The sequence below is a fragment of the Pseudoruminococcus sp. genome, from assembly GCF_047012705.1.
In the GTDB taxonomy this organism is placed as follows: domain Bacteria; phylum Bacillota; class Clostridia; order Oscillospirales; family Acutalibacteraceae; genus Pseudoruminococcus.
Genome location: NZ_JBKXNW010000006.1, coordinates 59,783 through 79,792, shown reverse-complemented (window position 1 = coordinate 79,792; position 20,010 = coordinate 59,783). Strand labels below are relative to the sequence as shown.

Sequence of the window (20,010 nt, the reverse complement as noted above, 5' to 3'; positions counted from 1 at the left end):
AATATAAAATAATTAAAAATATTTATAAAAATAATTGACAAATTGCAGAGTTTGTGATATAATAAATATGTTGTGAGGGCGTTGAACCCTTATAGAAATGCAGAGCGGTTCAAATACCATTAGTAAAGTTGCATAAAAAATATATGCAAAATTTTACGAAAATTACAAGAAAAAAGCTTGCAAAATGTAGGTCGGTATGGTATTATAATTGAGCGTGACTGCGACAGATATGCGATGAAGCGGGAGGTTGCGACCATAGAGTCGGTTTTTCCGTGGAGTATGTCCGATTTTTAAACCGGGCGAAAGAATAAAGAAGGAAGTTAAGAGATACTGAGGGTTGCTGTGTCTCAGAACTACTACGACCTTTTTCTGACTATTTACCCGGATTTCGGATTGCCGAATCCGGTTTTTTAAAGGTAGTTCACGAAACACCCGGCAGGGTGTTAAGTCAGAAAGAGAACGCCCGCCAACTACAATAAGGAGGCGATTACAGTGGCAGTCAAGGAAAAAATCAGGATAAGAATCAAGGGTTATGACCACCAGTTGGTTGACCAGTCTGCTGAGAAGATTGTTGCAACAGCAAAGCGTACAGGTGCGAGAGTATCAGGTCCTGTACCACTTCCGACAGAGCGTCAGATCATCACAATTCTCCGTGCTGTTCATAAGTACAAGTACAGCCGTGAGCAGTTCGAGATGAGAACTCATAAGAGACTTATCGATATTCTCAGACCTTCAAACAAGACTGTTGAAGCGTTAATGGGATTAGAGCTCCCCGCCGGTGTAGAAATCGAAATTAAGCTTTAATTTTGATTTAGACCAACAGGCAGGTTGAGGTCAAGTTGGTAAGGTATTCCGAATCCAACCAATAACCTATCAAGGAGGAAACAAAATGCAAAAGGCAATCATCGGTAAGAAAATCGGTATGACACAGATTTTCGATGAGAAGGGTAATGTCATCCCTGTAACTGTTGTTGAAGCAGGACCTTGTGTTGTTGCTCAAATTAAGACAGTTGAAAATGACGGATATGAAGCTATTCAGCTTGGTTTCGGCGATGTTAAGCTCAAGATTCAGAACGGCACCGGCAAGGGCAAGAGAGTCCGCAGTGATAAGTTCAAGGATCAGCCTGTAAACATCACAATGCCACTTCTTGGTCACTTCAAGAAGGCAGATGTAGCTCCTAAGAGAACTCTTCGTGAGTTCAGAGTTGCTGACATTTCCGCTTACAGCGTAGGCGACATTGTCAAGGCAGACGCTTTTGCTGAGGGTGACAAGATTGATGTTACCGGTAAGAGCAAAGGTAAGGGTTACGCAGGCGTTATCAAGCGTTGGAACTTCCAGAGATTGAAGGAAACACACGGTTCGGGTCCAGTTGCTCGTCACGGTGGTTCAATGGGTGCTTGCTCAACTCCTTCAAGAGTTTGGAAGGGCAAGAAGATGGCAGGTCATCTCGGTGCTGAAAGAGTCACCGTTCAAAACCTACAGGTTGTTAAGATAGACGCTGAAAACAACCTTATCGCCATCAAGGGCGCTGTTCCGGGTCCTAACGGTGGTACCGTTACAATTCGTGACAGTGTTAAGGCGTAAGGGAAGGAGGAATTATAGTGCCTAATTTAGCAGTTGTAGATATGACCGGCAAAGAGGTAGGTACAGTTGAGCTTTCAGAAGCAATCTTCGGTATCGAGCCTAATGAGCCGGCAATGCACAGAATGGTAGTTAACTACCTTGCAAATAACCGTCAGGGCACACAGTCCGCTCTAACTCGTTCAGAGGTTTCCGGCGGCGGCAGAAAGCCTTGGAAGCAAAAGGGTACAGGCCACGCAAGACAGGGTTCGACTCGTGCTCCACAGTGGACACACGGAGGTATTGTTTTCGCACCAAAGCCAAGAAGCTACAGATTCTCGGTTAATAAGAAGGTAAGAAGACTTGCTCTTAAGTCTGCTCTCTCATCTAAGGTACTCGATAAGGAGCTTATCGTAGTAGACAGCATCAATGCAGATGAGTACAAGACAAAGACAATCGTTTCTTTCCTCTCAGCAGTTGGTGCAGATAAGAAAGCACTCATAGTCATCCCCGAAGTAAACGACAAGGTTATCAAGTCTGCGAGAAATATTCCTGGCGTTAAGACAGCTCAGGTTAACACAATCAATGTTTATGATATTCTCAATGCTGATAAGCTCATCATTGCCAAGGATGCATTAACAAAGATTGAGGAGGTGTACGCATGATTGCTCGTGACATCATTATAAAGCCTGTTATTACAGAAAAGAGCATGGCAGGTGCAGTTGATAAGAAGTACACCTTTAAGGTTGCTAAAACAGCTGGTAAGATTGAGATAGCTAAGGCTGTCGAGGAAATCTTCGGCGTAAGTGTTAAGAAGGTTAACACAATCAATGTAAGAGGCCAGTATCGCCGTCAGGGCAGAACAGGCGGATATACACCGTCTTGGAAAAAGGCTATCGTTACTCTTACAGAAGATAGCAAGACAATCGAGTTTTTTGAAGGCATGATGTAAGCCTGAAATTAACACAGGCAGAATGAATGGAGAACGCCATTTCTCCGCAAAGCCATCATGAGGAGTGTGAATACGAATGGCAATAAAGAATTATAAGCCGACTACACCTTCCAGAAGAAATATGTCGGTCACTGATTATTCAGGTCTTTCAAAGGTTGCTCCTGAAAAGAGCCTTCTCGCACCAAAGCAGAAGACTTCAGGTAGAAACAGCTACGGAAGAATTACGGTTCGCCACAGAGGCGGCGGTAACCGTCAAAAATATCGTATCATCGACTTTAAGCGTCAGAAGTTTGATGTAGAGGGTACAGTTCTTACTCTTGAGTATGACCCAAACCGCTCTGCTCACATCGCTCTTGTTCAGTATGCTGACGGCGAGAAGAGCTACATCATCGCTCCTAACGGACTTAAGGTTGGCGACAAGATTACAGCAGGTCCTAGTGCGGATATTAAGCCTGGTAATGCACTTCCACTTATTAATATCCCAACAGGTACTTTCATTCATAATGTTGAGCTTTATCCTGGTAAGGGTGCTCAGCTCGCAAGAAGTGCTGGTAACATGGCTCAGCTCATGGCTAAGGAAGGTAACCTCGCACTTTTAAGACTTCCGTCAGGCGAGCTTAGAAATGTTCCTAACACCTGTATGGCTACTATCGGTCAGGTCGGCAATATCGACCACGAGAATGTTAAAATCGGTAAGGCTGGTCGTAAGCGTAACATGGGTTGGAGACCAAAGGTCAGAGGTTCTGTTATGAACCCTAACGATCACCCACACGGTGGTGGTGAAGGTAAGAGCCCTGTAGGTCGTCCAAGTCCTGTAACACCTTGGGGTAAGCCAACAGCCGGTTATAAGACAAGATCTAAGCATAAGAACTCTGACAAGATGATTGTCAGACGCAGAAACGGTAAGTAAGGCATACAGAAAGGAGCTTTGAACTATGGGAAGAAGCATTAAAAAGGGTCCTTATGTACAGCCTGTGCTGCTTAAAAGGATTCAGCAGATGAACGAAGCAGGCGAGAAGAAGATTCTCAAAACCTGGAGCAGATCTTCTACAATTTTCCCTGACTTCGTAGGACACACATTTGCGGTTCACGATGGCCGCAAGCACGTTCCGGTTTATGTAACAGAAGACATGGTCGGCCACAAGCTCGGTGAGTTTGCTCCGACAAGAACCTTCAAGGGTCATGCCGGTTCTAAGACAACGAAATAAGCCGAAAGGAGTGTATGAAAATGGAAGCAAGGGCAGAGCTTAAATACGCCCGTATTTCACCACGCAAGGTTAAGATTGTTTTGGATTTAATCCGTAATAAGCCTTGCGAATATGCGATGGCTGTCCTCAAGCATACCCCCAAGGCTGCTTGTGAAGACTTAGAAAAGCTTCTAAAATCAGCAATGGCAAATGCCGAGAACAACCACAATATGGATGTTTCTAAATTATATGTAGCTGAGTGTTTCGTATCTCAAGGTCCGATTCTCAAGCGTATTCGTCCGAGAGCACAGGGTCGTGCGTACAGAATTGATAAGAAGACATCGCACGTAACACTCGTACTCAAAGAGAAAGAATAAGTGATGAGGAGGTAAATTATGGGCCAGAAAGTTAATCCACACGGTCTTCGTGTGGGCGTAATTAAAAATTGGGACTCTCGCTGGTATGTCAACGATAAGGATTTCGGTGATACACTCGTTGAGGACTATAACCTCCGCAAGCTTCTCAAGAAGCAGCTTTATGCGGCAGGCGTCCCAAAGATTGAGATTGAGCGTGACGCTTCCAAGGTAAGAATTCACATTCACTGTGCTAAGCCGGGTATGGTTATCGGTAAGGGCGGCAGTGAGATTGAGAAGCTTCGCATTCAGTGCGAGAAATTCCTCGGCAAGCCGGTTGCAATCAATATCGTAGAGGTTAAGAACCCTGATTTGAACGCACAGCTCGTAGCAGAGAACATTGCACAACAGCTCGAGAAGAGAATTTCTTTCCGCCGTGCTATGAAGCAGTCTATCGGACACGCTATGAGATTCGGTGCTAAGGGTATAAAGATTCAGTGCTCAGGCCGTCTTGGCGGTGCTGAAATCGCAAGATCAGAACAGTATCACGAGGGAACAATTCCCCTTCAGACACTTAGAGCAGATATCGACTATGGCTTTGCTGAGGCAAACACAACATACGGTATCGTAGGTGTTAAGGTTTGGCTTTATAAGGGCGAGGTTCTCAACGAGACACGCAGGCCCCGCAAGGAAGGAGGCAGTAAATAATGCTGTTACCAAAGCGCGTAAAGTACCGCAGAGTTCACAGAGGTCGTATGACCGGTAAGGCTACACGCGGTAACAAGGTTGTTTACGGTGATTACGGTCTTCAGGCACTTGAGCCTGTATGGATCACCTCAAACCAGATTGAAGCAGCCCGTGTTGCTATGACACGTTACTGCAAGAGATTCGGTAAAGTTTGGATTAAGATTTTCCCAGATAAGCCGGTTACAAAGAAACCTTTAGAGACTCGTATGGGTAAAGGTAAAGGTGCACCGGAATTTTGGGTAGCAGTTGTTAAGCCAGGCAGAGTTATGTTTGAGCTTGGCGGCGTACCAGAAGAGACCGCAAGAGAGGCTTTGCGTTTGGCGGCTATGAAGTTGCCGGTTAAGTGCAAGTTTGTCACTAAGGAAGAAACGGAGGTTGAGTAATTATGAAGGCTTCAGAACTCAGAGAACTTAATAACACAGAGCTCGAAGAAAAACTCAAGAGCCTTAAAGAGGAGCTTTTCAACCTGCGTTTTCAGCTTGCTATAAACCAGCTCGAAAACCCGATGCGTATTTCTGCTGTTAAGAAGGACATCGCTCGCGTACAGACAATTATGCGTCAGAACGAACTCCAAGACAGCACTAATGCATAAGGGAAGGGAGGAAACGCAAAGTGGAAAGAAATCTTAGAAAAACAGATGTAGGCAGGGTCGTAAGCACTAAGATGGATAAGACTGTTGTCGTTGCTATCGAAAACAGTGTTAAGCACCCGCTTTATAATAAGATTATTAAGCGTACAGTTAGACTTAAGGTACACGATGAAAAGAACGAGTGCTCAGTAGGCGACCGTGTACGTATAATGGAGACACGCCCTATCTCTAAGGATAAGAGATGGCGTCTTGTAGAAATCATAGAGAAAGCGAAGTAATTTTTCGTTTATTAAAAGGAGGAACGCACTGTGATACAGCAGCAGACCTACCTCAAAGTTGCCGACAATACCGGCGCGAAAGAGCTTATGTGCATTCGCGTTCTCGGTGGTACCGGCAGGAGGTACGCTAATATAGGCGACGTAGTCGTAGCTTCAGTTAAAAAAGCAGCACCCGGCGGCGTTGTTAAAAAAGGCGATGTAGTTAAGGCAGTTATAGTACGCTCGGCAAGAGGCGTACGTCGTGATGACGGCACATACATCAGATTTGATGAGAATGCAGCAGTTATCATCAGAGACGATAAGAACCCGAGAGGTACTCGTATATTTGGCCCGGTAGCAAGAGAGCTCAGAGATAAGGATTATATGAAAATCTTGAGCCTTGCTCCGGAGGTCCTTTAAGGAGGTGCCGGAAATGGCTGATAAGAAAAATAAGGTTCATGTTAAGACAGGCGACACTGTTGTCGTACTCTCCGGCACACAGCGTGGCAAGAAGGGCAAAGTTCTTCAAGTAAGCCCAAAAGAGGGCAAGGTTATTATCGAGAAGGTAAACCTTGTTTCTAAGCACGTTAAGCCCCGCAAGATGGGCGAAGCAGGCGGTATTGTTAAGGCAGAGGGCGCTATGTACGCTTCTAAGGTACAGGTTGTTTGCCCACACTGCAACAAGCCTACTCGTGTAGGTCATCAGATTCTTACTGATGGCAGCAAGCAGCGTATTTGCAAAAAATGCGGCGAAGCACTCTAAGGAGGATAACAAATGGCTAGAATGAAAGATGTATATATCTCCGAGATTGCTCCTGCTCTTATGAAGAAGTTCGGCTATAAGAGCGTTATGCAGATTCCTAAGCTCGACAAGATTGTTATCAATGTCGGTGCAGGTGAAGCAAGAGAGAACTCGAAGGCAATAGATGCCATTTCTTCCGATTTGGCAGCTATTACAGGTCAAAAGCCTATGGTTTGCAAGGCTAAGAAGAGCGTTGCTAACTTCAAACTTCGTGAGGGTATGCCTATCGGTGTTAAGGTAACACTTCGTGGCAACAGAATGTATGAATTCCTCGACAGACTTTTCAATGTAGCTCTTCCAAGAGTTCGTGACTTCAGAGGAATCAATGCTAACTCTTTTGATGGCCGTGGTAACTATAACATGGGCCTCAAGGAACAGCTCATTTTCCCAGAAATCGAGTTTGATAAGGTTGATAAGGTAAGAGGCATGGATATCTGCTTCGTTACTACAGCACAGACAGACGAAGAGGCTCGTGAGCTTTTAAAGCTTCTCGGTGCTCCGTTTGAGAAATAAGGAGGGATAATTGTGGCCAAGACATCAATGAAAGTAAAGCAGCAAAGAGACCAGAAATTCTCTACAAGAGAATATAACAGATGCAAGATTTGCGGCAGGCCTCATGCATACCTCCGCAAGTTCGGCATATGCCGTATATGCTTCCGTGAGCTTGCCTATAAGGGCGAGATTCCGGGCGTAAAGAAAGCAAGCTGGTAATAAGGCTTTAAGAAGGAGGTTTCCGTATGCAAATTACAGATTCAATCGCAGATTTGCTTACAAGAATTCGTAATGCAAATACTCAGAAGCATGAATCCGTCGAAATCCCTGCTTCCAATCTTAAGAAGGCTATCGTCCAGATTCTCCTCGACGAAGGCTATATCAAGAGCTTCACAGTAACTGAAGACGGCAAACAGGGTGTTATTAAGGTTGTTCTCAAGTATACAGAGGACAAGGCTCCGGTTATCACAGGACTCCGCAGAGTTTCTAAGCCGGGCTTGCGTATATATAGTGATGTAGAGAATCTTCCTAAGGTTATGAAGGGCCTTGGAATCGCAATCATCTCAACTTCTAAGGGTGTTATGACAGACCGTCAGGCACGTAAGGAAAATGTTGGCGGCGAAGTTCTCGCATACATCTGGTAAAAGAGGGGGTGCAGTAAATGTCTCGAATTGGAAGAAAACCCATAAATATTCCCGCCGGTGTCGATGCTAAGTTCGAAAACGGTGTTATGACAGTTAAGGGACCTAAGGGTACACTTACTCAGAAGGTTCACCCAAATATGACTGTAAAGATTGAAAACGGTGTTATCACTGTTGAGCGTCCTAATGACGACAAAGAGAACCGTTCACTGCACGGTTTAACTCGTTCACTTATCGCTAATATGATTGAAGGCGTTACAAATGGCTTCAAGAAGCAGCTCGAAGTAAACGGCGTTGGTTACCGTGTTCAGAAGAAGGGCAAAGATCTTGTTATGAACCTCGGATTTTCACATCAGGTTATCGTTTCTGATACAGACGATATCACTATTGAAGCTCCGACTCCTAACTTGATTATCATCAGCGGTGCTGATAAGCAAAAGGTTGGTCAGTTCGCTGCTGAAGTAAGAGAGAAGCGTCCGCCTGAGCCATATAAGGGCAAGGGTATTAAGTACGCCGATGAAGTTATCCGCCGCAAGGAAGGCAAGGCCGGTAAGGGCGGCAAGAAGTAATTAAGGAGTGAATAAACTATGGTGAAAAAGCCTGATACAAACAAGGCAAGACTTAACCGCCACAAGAGAGTGCGTGGTAAAGTAAGCGGTACAGCGGCTCGTCCTCGCCTTAATGTTTTCCGCTCCACTAACAACATCTACGCTCAGCTTATCGACGATGTAAAGGGTGTTACACTCGCTTCTGCATCATCACTTGATAAGGATATAGATGGTTATGGCGGAAACAAAGACGCAGCTCGCAAGGTTGGCGCTCTTATAGCAAAGCGTGCAGCAGAAAAGAACATCACAGAGGTCGTTTTTGACCGCGGTGGATATATCTTCCACGGACGCGTCAAGGAATTGGCCGAAGGCGCTCGTGAGGGCGGTCTTAAATTCTGATAAGGAGGAATAACTTTGGCTATCATTGACGCATCTAAGCTTGATTTGAAAGAGCACGTTGTTACAATCAACCGTGTTTCTAAGACTGTTAAGGGCGGTCGTATATATAAATTTGCCGCTCTTGTAGTCGTAGGCGACGGCAACGGCACTGTCGGTTTCGGTATCGGCAAAGCCGGAGAGGTTCCGGACGCTATCCGCAAGGGTATCGAGGACGCTAAGAAAAACCTCTTTAAGGTTGCACTTAAGGGCAACACAATTCCACATGAAATCGTTGGTATTTTTGGTGCAGGTAAGGTTATTATGAAGCCTGCTGCTCCTGGTACCGGTGTTATCGCCGGTGGCCCTGTTCGTGCTGTTGTTGAAGCAGTCGGTATCAGAGATATCAGAACAAAGGCTCTTCGTTCTTCTAATCCTTGCAATGTAGTTAGAGCTACACTCGCAGGTCTTCAGAGCCTCAGAACAGCAGAAGAAGTTGCTGCTATCCGCGGCAAGTCTGTTAAAGAAATTCTTTAAGGGAGGAAGCAAACATGGCAGAAATTAAGATTACTCTTAAAAAAAGTCTTATCGGAGTTCTAAAGGACCAGATTGCAACCGCCCATTCACTCGGTCTTAAAAAGCCCGGTGACACAACAGTTCAGCCGGATAACGCCGCAACAAAGGGTAAGGTGGCTAAGATAATCCACCTCATCGAGGTTGAAGGTTAAAGAAGGAGGTGCGAGTAAGATGAAATTGCACGAATTAACAGCAGTTGAGGGTTCAACTAAGGAACGCAAGAGAATCGGCAGAGGCCATGGTTCAGGCCAAGGCAAGACAGCCGGTAAGGGTCATAAGGGTCAAAAGGCTCGTTCAGGCGGAAGCATTCGTCCTGGATTCGAAGGTGGCCAGATGCCTCTCCAAAGAAGAATCCCTAAGAGAGGCTTTAATAATATCTTCGCAAAGAAGATTGTTGCAATCAATGTTTCTGATCTTAATAAGTTTGATGATGGAGCAGAAGTTGATGCACAGGCTCTCATTAACGCAGGTATCGTTAAGAAAGAATACGATGGCATAAAGCTTCTTGGAAATGGTGAAATTTCTAAGAAGCTCACTGTTAAGGTTGCTGCATATTCTGAGTCTGCAAAGCAGAAAATTGAAGCCGCCGGAGGAAAGGCCGAGGTGGTTTAATTGTTCAAAACAATCAGAAACGCCTGGGGTATTCCTGATCTTCGCAAAAAAATTCTTTTTACACTTTTTATAATCATAATATTTAGAATCGGTTCAGTTATTCCTGTTCCGTTTCTTGATATTACTGCGTTGAACTCACTTATGGGCAATCTTTCCGAAAATGGTGGTATGCTCGCTTATCTCGACACAATGTCGGGTGGTGCGTTCTCTAACGCAACATTGTTCGCTATGTCGGTTACACCATATATCAACTCGTCAATTATCATCCAGCTTCTGACTGTTGCAATTCCTGCTCTCGAGCGTCTTTCTAAAGAAGGCGAAGAAGGCAGAAAGAAAATAGGTAAGATTACAAGATATGTTACAGTTCTCCTTGGTCTTATCCAAGGTGGTGCTTACTACTGGTGGCTTTCAGCTTCTAAGATAGTAACATATACAGATGGTTTCTATGGCGTTTTTGCTGCGGCAACTATCATTCTTACATTTACCGCAGGCACAGCTCTTATGATGTGGCTTGGTGAACAAATTAACCAAAAGGGTATCGGCAACGGTATTTCAATTATCCTTTTCGCAGGTATCGTCGCAAGAATCCCTTATATGTTTACAGGACTTTATAATTTCTTTATGCTCGGAGTAAATGGTCAAACACAGTATTTGATTCTTGTTCCACTTTATGTTATTATATCTCTTGTAATCGTATGGCTTATCGTTTTTATGAACGAAGCAGAACGCCGTATTCCAATTCAATACGCAAAGCGTGTTGTTGGTCGTAAAATGTACGGTGGTCAGAGCAGCCACCTTCCAATTAAGGTTGGTCTCTCTGGTGTTATGCCAATAATCTTCGCAAGCTCGATTCTTTCTATTCCAAGCACGATAGAGTTCTTTATCGGCTCACAGAATATTACAGGTTCCTGGAGAGGCTTCTTTAATGCTTTCTCTATGGGCGGTTGGCTTTATATCGCTCTTGAGTTCCTGCTCATTCTCGGGTTTGCATATTTCTATGTTGCAATTCAGTATAATCCGGTAGAAATGGCCAATAATCTCCGTCAGAATAATGGAACAATCCCAGGTATCAGACCTGGTAAGCCAACTGTAGATTTTATTGCCAAGGTATTGTCAAAAATCACTTTGATTGGTGCATTATTCCTCGCAGTTATTGCTCTTGTTCCGCTTCTCTATTCAAAGCTTACAGGTTTGAATACAAGTAGCCTTATGATGGGTGGTACATCAGTTATCATTCTCGTTGGTGTTGCTCTTGAAACATTGAAGCAGCTTGAGTCACAGATGATGATGCGTCATTATAAGGGTTTCCTTGACTGATGAATCCTGAAAGGAGTACATTTTATGAAAATCATACTTCTCGGAGCACCAGGTGCAGGTAAGGGCACACAGGCCGAGGTTATCTGCAATCGCTACAATATTCCCGCAATTTCTACGGGTAACATTATCCGTGAGGCGTTGAAAACCGGCACAGAGATGGGGCTTAAAGCCAAGAGCTATATGGAATCCGGAGCTCTTGTTCCTGATGAAGTCGTTATCGGCATCATTAAGGAAAGAATCGTCAAGGACGATTGCAAGGACGGTTTCATTCTCGATGGCTTTCCAAGAACTATTCCTCAGGCTGAGGCTCTGGATAAGATGGGAATTATTATCGACAAGGTAATCGATATTGAAGTACCTGATGAAAAGATAATAAATAGAATGTCCGGACGCCGTGTCTGCGAAAAGTGTGGCGCAAGTTATCACCTTGAGTATAAAAAGCCTAAGTTTGAGGGCGTTTGCGACGCTTGCTCAGGCACCCTTATTCAACGCAAGGATGACCATCCTGACACAGTTAAGTCACGCCTTGATGTTTATCATAGTGAAACAGAACCTCTTAAGGATTACTATGAGAAGCAAGGTAAGCTCACAGTTGTTGAGGGTCAGGAAGAAATCGAAGATACAACTCGACTTCTTATAGAAGCTCTTGAGGCTTAAAAATGGTAGTCCTCAAAACAACTCGTGAAATCTCTGCCATGCGTAATGCGGGCAGAGTTTCTCAAAAAGCCTTGCGATTAGCTGGTGAAGCAGTCGAGCCGGGTGTTTCAACACTCGAAATCGACAGGATTGTCCGTAAGTATATCGAGGAACAGGGGGCAACCCCATCGTTTCTCGGCTACGGCGGATTTCCCGCAAGTGCGTGTATATCTGTTAATAATGTAGTCATCCACGGCATACCAAGCAAGAGTAAAATCTTGAAAAAAGGTGATATCGTCAGCATAGATGTTGGTGCTTGCCTTCAGGGTTATCACGGAGACAACGCATGGACTTTTGCCTGCGGTGATATTTCTAAGGAAGCTCAGGCTCTACTCGATACAACCCGTGAAGCACTTTTTGAAGGTATCAAAAAGGCTGTCGCAGGTAATAGAATCGGCGATATCGGAAGCGCGGTACAGAGGTATGTCGAGCCGCGCAGTTACTCGGTGGTACGAGATTTCGTCGGTCACGGAGTAGGTGCGAAGCTGCATGAAGATCCAAGTGTACCAAATTACGGCACACCGGGGCGTGGTGTGCGCCTTCTACCTGGTATGACAATAGCCATTGAGCCTATGATAAATGCCGGCAACCACGAGGTTAAGGTTCTCAGCGATGGATGGACCACCGTCACAGCAGACGGAAGCCTTTCGGCTCATTTTGAGCATACAATCGCAATAACATCTGATGGACCTGTTATAATGACACTTCCTTGAGAGAAAGGACGATTGTGGTTATGGAATTTAAAAAAGGATTGGTTGTTCGCTCCCTTAACGGACACGATAAAGGTGGTTTCTTCATTATATTAGAGTGCGATTCCAAATTCGCAGTTATCTGCGACGGAAAAAGAAGAACACTTGAAAAGACAAAGAAGAAAAACCTGATACACCTTGCAGTAACTAATACAGTTGCTGATGAGGCTTCAATGCGGACCAACCGTGGAATCAGAAAGTTTCTTTCGGCTTTTAACGCCGATGATGAAGAACAGACACTCTGAAATAAGTTTGTCTTATACTGATATGAGGAGGTTATTAAATTGTCAAAGCAGGATGTAATCGAAATCGAAGGTACAGTTAAGGAAGCATTGCCAAACGCTCAGTTTGTAGTAGAACTTCCTAATGGACACACAATTAACGCTCATATATCGGGAAAACTCAGAATGAATTTTATTCGTATACTTCCCGGTGATAAGGTTACAATCGAAATGTCGCCATATGACCTTACAAAGGGTCGTATCACATGGCGAAGCAAGTAATATATATTGTTAACATGAAAGGAAGGATATAAATGAAAGTCAGACCTTCTGTTAAAAAAATTTGCGAAAAGTGCAAGGTAATCAAGCGTAAGGGCAAGATTATGGTTATCTGCGAAAATCCGAAGCATAAGCAGCGTCAGGGTTAATTGACGCTTTGGAATTTATGGAGGTGCTAAAAGTATGGCGCGTATAGCAGGCGTTGACTTACCCAGAGATAAAAGAATAGAAATCGGCCTCACATATATCTATGGTATCGGCCGTAAGACAGCTACAAACATTATCGAAGCCACAGGCATCAACCCTGACACAAGAGTCAGAGACCTCACAGAGGATGATATTTCTAAGCTTCGTGAGTATATCGATCATAACTGCCGCGTTGAGGGTGATCTCAGACGAGACATTGCTTTCGATATTAAGAGACTTATCGAAATCGGTTGCTACCGCGGCGTTCGTCACCGCAAGAGTCTTCCGGTAAGAGGCCAGCGTTCAAAGACAAACGCTCGTACTCGCAAGGGACCACGCAAGACTATGGCGAACAAAAAGAAATAATCTTAGGAGGGATTAATCGATGGCAGTACAAAAGGGTGCTAAGAAGACAGGCGTCCGCAGACGTCGTGAACGCAAGAACATCGAAAAGGGTGCAGCACACATTCAGTCAACCTTCAATAACACTATTGTTACTATATCTGATACACAGGGCAATGCTATTTCTTGGGCAAGCGCAGGCGAACTCGGCTTCAGAGGTTCAAGAAAGTCTACTCCTTTCGCAGCTCAGTCAGCTGCAGAAACAGCAGCTAAGGTTGCTATGGAGCACGGCATGAAGTCTGTTGAAGTATATGTTAAGGGACCAGGTGCAGGTCGTGAGGCAGCAATTCGTGCTCTTCAGACAGCAGGTCTTGAAGTCAGCATGATTAAAGATGTTACTCCAATCCCACACAATGGTTGCCGTCCTCCTAAGAGAAGACGCGTTTAGTATAAAATTTGGAGGTGTTTAGATAAATGGCAGTTCAGAGAGATCCAGTTTTAAAGAGATGCAGATATTTGGGCATCAGCCCGGCAGTTGTCGGCATCAATAAGGAATCCAAGATGAATCCTAATGCTAATAGCAGAAGAAAGGTTTCTGAGTACGGACTCCAGCTCAAAGAGAAGCAGAAGCTCAAGTTCATCTATGGCGTTCTTGAGAAGCAGTTCTATCACTACTATGAGATCGCTTCTAAGATGGAAGGTCAAGCAGGTAATAACCTTATCGTTTGCCTCGAATCCAGACTTGATAATGTTGTTTTCAGAATGGGACTCGCTCTTACAAGAAGAGAGGCAAGACAGCTCGTTAATCACGGTCACTTCCTCGTAAACGGTAAGAGAGTAGATATTCCTTCTTATAGAATTAAGGTTGGCGATGTTATCTCCCTCAGAGATAAGAGCAAGAGCAGCCCTAAGTTCAAGGCTAATGTAGAAGAAACAAACGGAAGAATCGTTCCGCTTTGGCTCGAAGTTAACAAAGATGAATTCTCAGCAAAAGTAACTCGTATGCCAAACATTGAAGATCTTGATTATGATGTAGAAGCTCACCTTATCGTTGAGTTGTACTCCAAGTAATCCGGTCGATTATTGCAGGATGCACTTTTTGGCGGCATATGCCGCTGTCTGTTAAGGAGGTTAGCTAATGATTGAGATAGAAAAGCCACGAATAGACACAGCCGAGCTTACAACGGACGGTACTTTCGGTAAGTTCGTAGTCGAGCCTCTCGAGCGAGGCTTTGGCAACACACTCGGCAATAGCCTTAGAAGAGTTCTTCTTTCTTCTCTCGAAGGTGTTGCTGTAACATCAATTAAGATTGATGGTGTGCTCCACGAATTTTCTACAATTCCCGGAGTTAAAGAGGATGTAACAGAAATCGTCCTCAATATGAAGGGTCTTACAGCTAAGCTTTATTGCAACGGTCCTAAGGTAGTTAATATCTCTGCTGAAGGTCCTTGCAATGTCACAGCTGATTCAATCAAGTGTGATAGCGAAGTTGAAATACTCAACCCTGATATGCACATTGCCACACTCGGCGAGGGAGCTAAACTCAATATGGAGATTACTCTTGATAGAGGTCGTGGATATATTTCTGCCGAGAAAAATAAGGCAAGTATGCCACAGAATGTTATCGGAGTTCTCCCCGTTGATTCTATCTACACTCCTGTTCTCAAGGTTAATTATACTGTCGAGAATACTCGTGTAGGTCAAATCACAGACTATGACAAGCTAACGCTCGACGTCTGGACTAACGGAGTTATAAATGCACAAGAGGCAGTTTCGCTTGCAGCGAAGGTTCTCACAGAGCATCTTAACCTTTTCGTAAATCTATCTGATAAGGGCAGCAGTACCGAAATTATGGTAGAAAAAGATGATAAGGGCAAGGAAAAGGTTCTTGAGATGACAATAGAGGAGCTCGACCTTTCGGTTCGTTCCTTTAACTGCCTAAAACGTGCTGGAATAAATACAGTCGAAGACCTCATCAATAAGTCTGAGGATGATATGATGAAGGTTCGTAACCTTGGACGCAAATCGCTTGAAGAGGTTGTCGAGAAGTTGACAAGTCTCGGTTTCAGTTTACAAAACGAGGAAGAATAATTCTTCAATCACCAAACCAAAAGGTAAAGGAGTGAATATCTATGCCAGGTACAAGAAAGCTCGGCAGGGATACTGCCCACAGAACCGCTATGCTCAGAGCAATGGTAACATTTCTCTTTGAGAATGGCAAGATAGAGACAACTGTAACTCGTGCTAAAGAGGTCAGCTCTTTGGCTGAGAAGTTCATTACAATAGCTAAGGAAGAAAATCTTCATAATAAGAGACTCGTTCTTTCTTTCATCACAAAGGAAGATGTAGCACAAAAGCTCTTTAAGGAGATTGCTCCTAAGTATGCTGATAAGAACGGCGGATATACAAGAATTACAAAGCTTGGACCACGCCGCGGTGACGCAGCTGAGATGGCTATCATTGAGCTTATCTAATTTAATATAATTTATAAAAATCCTCTGTCGAAAGGCAGAGGATTTTTTGTATATTGTGAGATATAGATATTTTGTTATAATTTAAAATCATTAGAATATTTAACCAAAAAAAATATACTTTGTTTGTTTAAAAGAGCGAATTTTGCTTTATAAGGTAAAAACTGACATTTATTTCTTATTTAGAATTAAATTTATAACAAAAAAGGTTAAATTATATATGACGACTGTGTGAAAATTGTGCAGTCATAGTAAATCTTGTATTAAATTTCTATTATAATGGAGGTGAAACTTAGTTTTAGGCAGTTAACTAAGCAAACAATTTGACGAAATTTTAGAAAGAAGGAAAAAAATGACACGAAAAAGCAAATTCGGTGCAAGAGTCATAAGTGCAGCATTAGCTATGGCTATGGTTCTTACAAGCTTCATTTCAGGCTCTATTCCTGCGATGAACACAGAAGTAAACGCAGCTTCTACTTCAACAAGTCCAAAAGATACCCCATTCTCTTGGGATAACGCAACAGTTTACTTCTTACTTACTGACCGTTTCTATAACGGAGACACATCTAATGACCATAGCTACGGCAGAGGTCTTGACAAGAATGGTAATGTTGCAAACTATGACCAGTATGCAGCTTTCCAGGGCGGTGACTTTGCTGGTATCACAAAGAAAATCAATGAAGGTTACTTCAATGACCTTGGTGTTAATGCTATCTGGCTTTCTGCTCCATATGAGCAGATTCATGGTTATTGCGTAGGTTGTAACGGAAACAGTTTCGCTCACTATTCATACCATGGCTACTATGTCCTTGACTACACCGAATCTGACGCAAACTTCGGTACAAAGGCAGAGTTCCAAACTCTCGTTGATACAGCTCACGAACATGGAATCCGTATCGTTATGGATATCGTTATGAACCACGCTGGTTATAACACACTTAAGGATATGGACGAGTTTGGTTTTGGTTCAATCAAGAGTGGTTGGGATTCATACTACTATGCACATCAAAATATAAACAATAACGATTATCACGGCTATATTGATTATAACGCTTCTGCTGATGTATGGGGCAAATGGTGGGGTTCTGACTGGATTCGCTGCGGACTCCCTGGTTATACAGAAGGTGGCGGTGACATTGAAATGTGTCTTGCAGGCTTACCTGACTTCAAGACAGGCTCAAATAATAATGTAGGCCTTCCTCAAATTCTCAAGACAAAGTGGAACAAAGAAGGTACATATTCTGCTAAGTCAAGTAAATACGGCACTTCAAACACAGTTACAGGCTATATCTCAGATTGGCTTGCAGAGTGGGTTCGTGATTACGGCGTTGATGGTTTCCGCTGCGATACTGCTAAGCATGTTGAGCTTTCAGCATGGAAAATACTTAAAACTAAGTGCGTAGCTGCTCTTAAAGAGTGGAAGCAAAAAAATCCGACAAAGAAGCTTGACGACCTCGACTTCTGGATGACAGGTGAATGCTTCGGACATCAGGTTGGTAAGAGTGCATATTATACAGAAGGCGGTTTCGACTCAATGATTAACTTTGAGTTTGCTCCTGCTGTAAATAGCAGTAATATTCCATCTGCAAGTTCTGTTGAAAGTACATATAGCAGATATGCAAGTTCTATCAATAATGACGATAGCTTCAATGTATTGAGCTACATTTCTTCTCACGATACAGTTCTTGCAAAGGGCGACAGAAAGTATGCCGGTTCATTCCTACTTATGCTTCCTGGTGCTGTTCAGATTTACTATGGTGATGAAACAAACAGACCTTTGGTAAATAGCGAATTTGCAAATGTTGACCCAGGTGCAGGACATCAGTTCAGAAGCTTTATGAACTGGGATTCTATCGACAAAGGCGTTCTTTCTCACTGGCAGAAGGTTGGTACATTCAGAAATAACCACCTTTCAGTTGGTGCCGGTCAGCACAAGGTTATCTCTTCTTATGATTCTTCAAATGGTTACACATTCTCAAGAACATATAACAAGAATGGTGTAGAGGACAAGATTATTGCTACACTCTTCGCACAGGCAAATAAAGATATTACTATTGATGTTTCCTCTATATGGGGCGACGGTATGGTTATCACAAACTGTTATGATGATACAACATGCACAGTTTCTGGTGGTAAGGTTACATTTAATTCAGGTGCTAATGGCACAATCCTTCTCCAAGAACCACAGGGTGCTAAGGGTAAGGTTATAGTTAAGCATATCAACCAAGACAATGGCGAAGTTCTCAAGACTCAGACAATGGTAGGTCTTATCGGCGAATCTTACACAGTTTCTGCTGATTCTGAGCTTACAAGAACATATGACCTCGTAAGAACAGAAGGTTCTACATCTGGCACATATTCAGAAACAGACGCAACAGTTACTTTCTACTATCATCTTGACGCTTCAAAGTTTGGTACAGTTTCAGTTTCTTATGTAGATGCTTCAACCGGAACTGCTCTTGCAGATTCTACAACAATGACAGGCAAGATTGGTGAAACATATTCCGCAACTCCTAAGACTATCAAAAACTATGAGGTTGACCTCACACAAACAAACAATGCAACAGGCACATACAAATCCGGTAATATTAAAGTTGTGTTTAAGTATAATTATGTAGAGCCTACAAATCTTCAGGTTCACTATTATAACTCAAACAATTGGTCTTCTGTTTATATGTATACATACACAGAAGAGGGTTCAGTAGCTACTGAGTATAATGGCAAGTGGCCTGGAACTCAGATGAAAGCAGAAAGCGACGGCTGGTTCGTTGGTGAAGCAGCAGATACAGAATCTGCATTAGTTATCTTCAATAACGGTTCAGGTGTTCAGGAGCCATCAGGTGGTACGGTTGCTAGGGGATACGAATCAACAGGTGAAGTTTGGATTAAGAACGCAAAGGTTTATCCAACAGGTAAAGTAAAAGTTATTTACACAGGTGACGATGGCAAGGTCCTTGCTCAGGAAACACTCAAGGGCATGGTTGATGGTACTAATAAGTACACAACATCAGCTAAAACTTTTGAAGGTTATACACTTTCTTCTACTCCTTCAAACGCATCTGGAGTTTATACAGCAGACACAATAACTGTAAGTTATGTTTATAAGAGCAATGCTCCAGCAGAGCTTGTAAACAACTCAACAATCAGTGCTACAACTATCAATAAGGGACAATCCATTACAATGACAGCAGCAGCAACAGGTGGTACAGCTCCTTATACTTATACCTATTTCTGCAAGTCACCTTCAAGCTCAAGCTACACAACGCTTAAAACAACAACGGCAACAAGCTATAAGCATACTCCAACAAGTGCAGGTACATATTCTTATGCGGTTAGGGTTACTGATTCAACAGGCAATAGTCTAACTAACAAATTTACAGTTACTGTAAAGGCTACTACAACAGCACTTGCAAACAATTCAACAATCAGTGCGACATCAATCAATTTTGGTTCATCAATTAAGATAACCGCAAAGGCCACAGGCGGCAAAGCACCATATAAGTATAGATATTTCTATAGACTTCGTGGCGACATTGATTGGACAGCTATTACAGGCACAACAACAGCAACAACATGCACACATAAGCCAACTAAGGCGGCTAACTATCAGTATGCAGTAAGAGTATTTGATTCAACAGGTAAGTATCTTACAAAGACATTTGATGTAAATGTTAAGAAGGTTGCAGAACTTGCAAATGCTTCTACAATCAGCGCAACATCAATTAACCTTGGTTCATCAATCAAGATGACGGCAAAGGCAACAGGCGGCAAAGCACCATATAAGTACAGCTATTTCTGCAAGCCGGCCGGAGAAATTGATTGGGTAACTCTCAAGAATGCAACAACAGCAACAACCTATACTTATAAGCCAACTAAGGTAGGTACATATTATTATGCAGTAAGAGTATTTGATTCAACAGGTAAGAATCTTACAAAACAATTTACTGTAAATGTTAATAAGGTTGCAGAACTTGCAAATGCTTCTACAATCAGCGCAACATCAATTAACCTTGGTTCATCAATCAAGATGACGGCAAAGGCAACAGGCGGCAAAGC

At 43.2% G+C, this 20,010-nt stretch carries 33 protein-coding genes; all 33 read left to right on the top strand.

The window, feature by feature from the left end; translation table 11 throughout:
• Positions 1–492 precede the first annotated feature (492 nt).
• Entirely contained in the window at positions 493–804 is a 312-nt protein-coding gene (gene rpsJ, locus ACLU24_RS07340) for a 30S ribosomal protein S10 (RefSeq protein ID WP_412611468.1), read from the top strand.
• An 85-nt stretch (positions 805–889) separates the two neighbouring features.
• Positions 890–1,585, top strand: coding sequence for a 50S ribosomal protein L3 (gene rplC, locus ACLU24_RS07335; RefSeq protein WP_022264987.1), 696 nt, complete (start codon positions 890–892; stop codon positions 1,583–1,585).
• A gap of 17 nt (positions 1,586–1,602) precedes the next feature.
• Complete coding sequence (gene rplD / locus ACLU24_RS07330) at positions 1,603–2,226, top strand: 50S ribosomal protein L4 (RefSeq protein ID WP_022264986.1); 624 nt, start codon at positions 1,603–1,605, stop codon at positions 2,224–2,226.
• Positions 2,223–2,513 carry a 50S ribosomal protein L23 gene (rplW, locus tag ACLU24_RS07325; protein ID WP_022264985.1) on the top strand — a complete coding sequence of 97 codons (291 nt, stop codon included), beginning with the start codon at positions 2,223–2,225 and terminating at the stop codon, positions 2,511–2,513. The genes rplD and rplW overlap by 4 nt, the downstream gene beginning before the upstream one ends.
• Positions 2,514–2,589: 76 nt before the next feature.
• The gene (rplB, locus tag ACLU24_RS07320) at positions 2,590–3,423 is read left to right on the top strand and encodes a 50S ribosomal protein L2 (protein ID WP_022264984.1); all 834 of its coding nucleotides are present in this window, start codon (positions 2,590–2,592) and stop codon (positions 3,421–3,423) included.
• A gap of 25 nt (positions 3,424–3,448) precedes the next feature.
• Positions 3,449–3,721, top strand: a complete 273-nt coding sequence (rpsS, locus tag ACLU24_RS07315) for a 30S ribosomal protein S19 (RefSeq protein WP_022264983.1) — start codon at positions 3,449–3,451, stop codon at positions 3,719–3,721.
• A gap of 20 nt (positions 3,722–3,741) precedes the next feature.
• The gene (gene rplV, locus ACLU24_RS07310; protein WP_022264982.1) at positions 3,742–4,077 is read left to right on the top strand and encodes a 50S ribosomal protein L22; all 336 of its coding nucleotides are present in this window, start codon (positions 3,742–3,744) and stop codon (positions 4,075–4,077) included.
• Between the two features lie 18 nt (positions 4,078–4,095).
• On the top strand, positions 4,096–4,761 hold the full coding sequence (gene rpsC, locus ACLU24_RS07305) for a 30S ribosomal protein S3 (RefSeq protein WP_022264981.1): 666 nt from the start codon (positions 4,096–4,098) through the stop codon (positions 4,759–4,761).
• The gene (rplP, locus tag ACLU24_RS07300; RefSeq protein ID WP_022264980.1) at positions 4,761–5,183 is read left to right on the top strand and encodes a 50S ribosomal protein L16; all 423 of its coding nucleotides are present in this window, start codon (positions 4,761–4,763) and stop codon (positions 5,181–5,183) included. The genes rpsC and rplP overlap by 1 nt, the downstream gene beginning before the upstream one ends.
• A gap of 2 nt (positions 5,184–5,185) precedes the next feature.
• On the top strand, positions 5,186–5,392 hold the full coding sequence (gene rpmC, locus ACLU24_RS07295) for a 50S ribosomal protein L29 (RefSeq protein ID WP_022264979.1): 207 nt from the start codon (positions 5,186–5,188) through the stop codon (positions 5,390–5,392).
• A gap of 20 nt (positions 5,393–5,412) precedes the next feature.
• On the top strand, positions 5,413–5,667 hold the full coding sequence (rpsQ, locus tag ACLU24_RS07290; protein WP_022264978.1) for a 30S ribosomal protein S17: 255 nt from the start codon (positions 5,413–5,415) through the stop codon (positions 5,665–5,667).
• Positions 5,668–5,697: 30 nt separating this feature from the next.
• Complete coding sequence (gene rplN / locus ACLU24_RS07285; protein WP_022264977.1) at positions 5,698–6,066, top strand: 50S ribosomal protein L14; 369 nt, start codon at positions 5,698–5,700, stop codon at positions 6,064–6,066.
• 13 nt (positions 6,067–6,079) lie between these two features.
• Complete coding sequence (rplX, locus tag ACLU24_RS07280; RefSeq protein ID WP_022264976.1) at positions 6,080–6,409, top strand: 50S ribosomal protein L24; 330 nt, start codon at positions 6,080–6,082, stop codon at positions 6,407–6,409.
• A 12-nt stretch (positions 6,410–6,421) separates the two neighbouring features.
• Positions 6,422–6,961: a 50S ribosomal protein L5 gene (gene rplE, locus ACLU24_RS07275; protein WP_412611464.1), complete on the top strand. Its 540-nt coding sequence runs from the start codon at positions 6,422–6,424 to the stop codon at positions 6,959–6,961.
• Between the two features lie 12 nt (positions 6,962–6,973).
• Positions 6,974–7,159, top strand: a complete 186-nt coding sequence (locus ACLU24_RS07270; RefSeq protein ID WP_106762839.1) for a type Z 30S ribosomal protein S14 — start codon at positions 6,974–6,976, stop codon at positions 7,157–7,159.
• A 26-nt stretch (positions 7,160–7,185) separates the two neighbouring features.
• Positions 7,186–7,584 carry a 30S ribosomal protein S8 gene (rpsH, locus tag ACLU24_RS07265; protein ID WP_412611462.1) on the top strand — a complete coding sequence of 133 codons (399 nt, stop codon included), beginning with the start codon at positions 7,186–7,188 and terminating at the stop codon, positions 7,582–7,584.
• 17 nt (positions 7,585–7,601) lie between these two features.
• A complete protein-coding gene (gene rplF / locus ACLU24_RS07260) occupies positions 7,602–8,150 on the top strand; it encodes a 50S ribosomal protein L6 (RefSeq protein WP_412611460.1) in 549 nt (182 codons plus the stop codon).
• An 18-nt stretch (positions 8,151–8,168) separates the two neighbouring features.
• Positions 8,169–8,528, top strand: coding sequence for a 50S ribosomal protein L18 (gene rplR, locus ACLU24_RS07255; RefSeq protein WP_022264972.1), 360 nt, complete (start codon positions 8,169–8,171; stop codon positions 8,526–8,528).
• Between the two features lie 15 nt (positions 8,529–8,543).
• A complete protein-coding gene (rpsE, locus tag ACLU24_RS07250) occupies positions 8,544–9,041 on the top strand; it encodes a 30S ribosomal protein S5 (RefSeq protein WP_022264971.1) in 498 nt (165 codons plus the stop codon).
• Between the two features lie 14 nt (positions 9,042–9,055).
• Positions 9,056–9,232, top strand: coding sequence for a 50S ribosomal protein L30 (gene rpmD / locus ACLU24_RS07245; protein WP_022264970.1), 177 nt, complete (start codon positions 9,056–9,058; stop codon positions 9,230–9,232).
• A 19-nt stretch (positions 9,233–9,251) separates the two neighbouring features.
• Entirely contained in the window at positions 9,252–9,692 is a 441-nt protein-coding gene (gene rplO, locus ACLU24_RS07240) for a 50S ribosomal protein L15 (RefSeq protein WP_412611458.1), read from the top strand.
• Positions 9,693–11,009, top strand: coding sequence for a preprotein translocase subunit SecY (gene secY / locus ACLU24_RS07235; protein ID WP_412611455.1), 1,317 nt, complete (start codon positions 9,693–9,695; stop codon positions 11,007–11,009). It begins immediately after the preceding gene.
• A 24-nt stretch (positions 11,010–11,033) separates the two neighbouring features.
• The gene (locus ACLU24_RS07230) at positions 11,034–11,666 is read left to right on the top strand and encodes an adenylate kinase (protein WP_412611452.1); all 633 of its coding nucleotides are present in this window, start codon (positions 11,034–11,036) and stop codon (positions 11,664–11,666) included.
• Between the two features lie 2 nt (positions 11,667–11,668).
• Positions 11,669–12,418: a type I methionyl aminopeptidase gene (gene map / locus ACLU24_RS07225; RefSeq protein WP_412611450.1), complete on the top strand. Its 750-nt coding sequence runs from the start codon at positions 11,669–11,671 to the stop codon at positions 12,416–12,418.
• A 20-nt stretch (positions 12,419–12,438) separates the two neighbouring features.
• Complete coding sequence (locus tag ACLU24_RS07220) at positions 12,439–12,699, top strand: hypothetical protein (RefSeq protein WP_412611448.1); 261 nt, start codon at positions 12,439–12,441, stop codon at positions 12,697–12,699.
• A 39-nt stretch (positions 12,700–12,738) separates the two neighbouring features.
• Positions 12,739–12,957, top strand: a complete 219-nt coding sequence (infA, locus tag ACLU24_RS07215) for a translation initiation factor IF-1 (protein ID WP_022264964.1) — start codon at positions 12,739–12,741, stop codon at positions 12,955–12,957.
• Between the two features lie 32 nt (positions 12,958–12,989).
• Positions 12,990–13,103 (top strand): 50S ribosomal protein L36, encoded by a 114-nt coding sequence (gene rpmJ, locus ACLU24_RS07210; protein ID WP_022264963.1) that lies wholly within the window; start codon positions 12,990–12,992, stop codon positions 13,101–13,103.
• 34 nt (positions 13,104–13,137) lie between these two features.
• On the top strand, positions 13,138–13,506 hold the full coding sequence (gene rpsM, locus ACLU24_RS07205) for a 30S ribosomal protein S13 (RefSeq protein WP_022264962.1): 369 nt from the start codon (positions 13,138–13,140) through the stop codon (positions 13,504–13,506).
• A 19-nt stretch (positions 13,507–13,525) separates the two neighbouring features.
• Positions 13,526–13,930 (top strand): 30S ribosomal protein S11, encoded by a 405-nt coding sequence (rpsK, locus tag ACLU24_RS07200; RefSeq protein ID WP_022264961.1) that lies wholly within the window; start codon positions 13,526–13,528, stop codon positions 13,928–13,930.
• Positions 13,931–13,956: 26 nt separating this feature from the next.
• A complete protein-coding gene (gene rpsD / locus ACLU24_RS07195) occupies positions 13,957–14,553 on the top strand; it encodes a 30S ribosomal protein S4 (protein ID WP_022264960.1) in 597 nt (198 codons plus the stop codon).
• A gap of 67 nt (positions 14,554–14,620) precedes the next feature.
• Positions 14,621–15,574 (top strand): DNA-directed RNA polymerase subunit alpha, encoded by a 954-nt coding sequence (locus ACLU24_RS07190; protein WP_412611444.1) that lies wholly within the window; start codon positions 14,621–14,623, stop codon positions 15,572–15,574.
• A gap of 41 nt (positions 15,575–15,615) precedes the next feature.
• Positions 15,616–15,957 carry a 50S ribosomal protein L17 gene (gene rplQ, locus ACLU24_RS07185; protein WP_412611442.1) on the top strand — a complete coding sequence of 114 codons (342 nt, stop codon included), beginning with the start codon at positions 15,616–15,618 and terminating at the stop codon, positions 15,955–15,957.
• 349 nt (positions 15,958–16,306) lie between these two features.
• Positions 16,307–20,010: alpha-amylase family glycosyl hydrolase (locus ACLU24_RS07180; RefSeq protein ID WP_412611440.1), on the top strand; the 3,704-nt coding region annotated here is incomplete at its 3' end.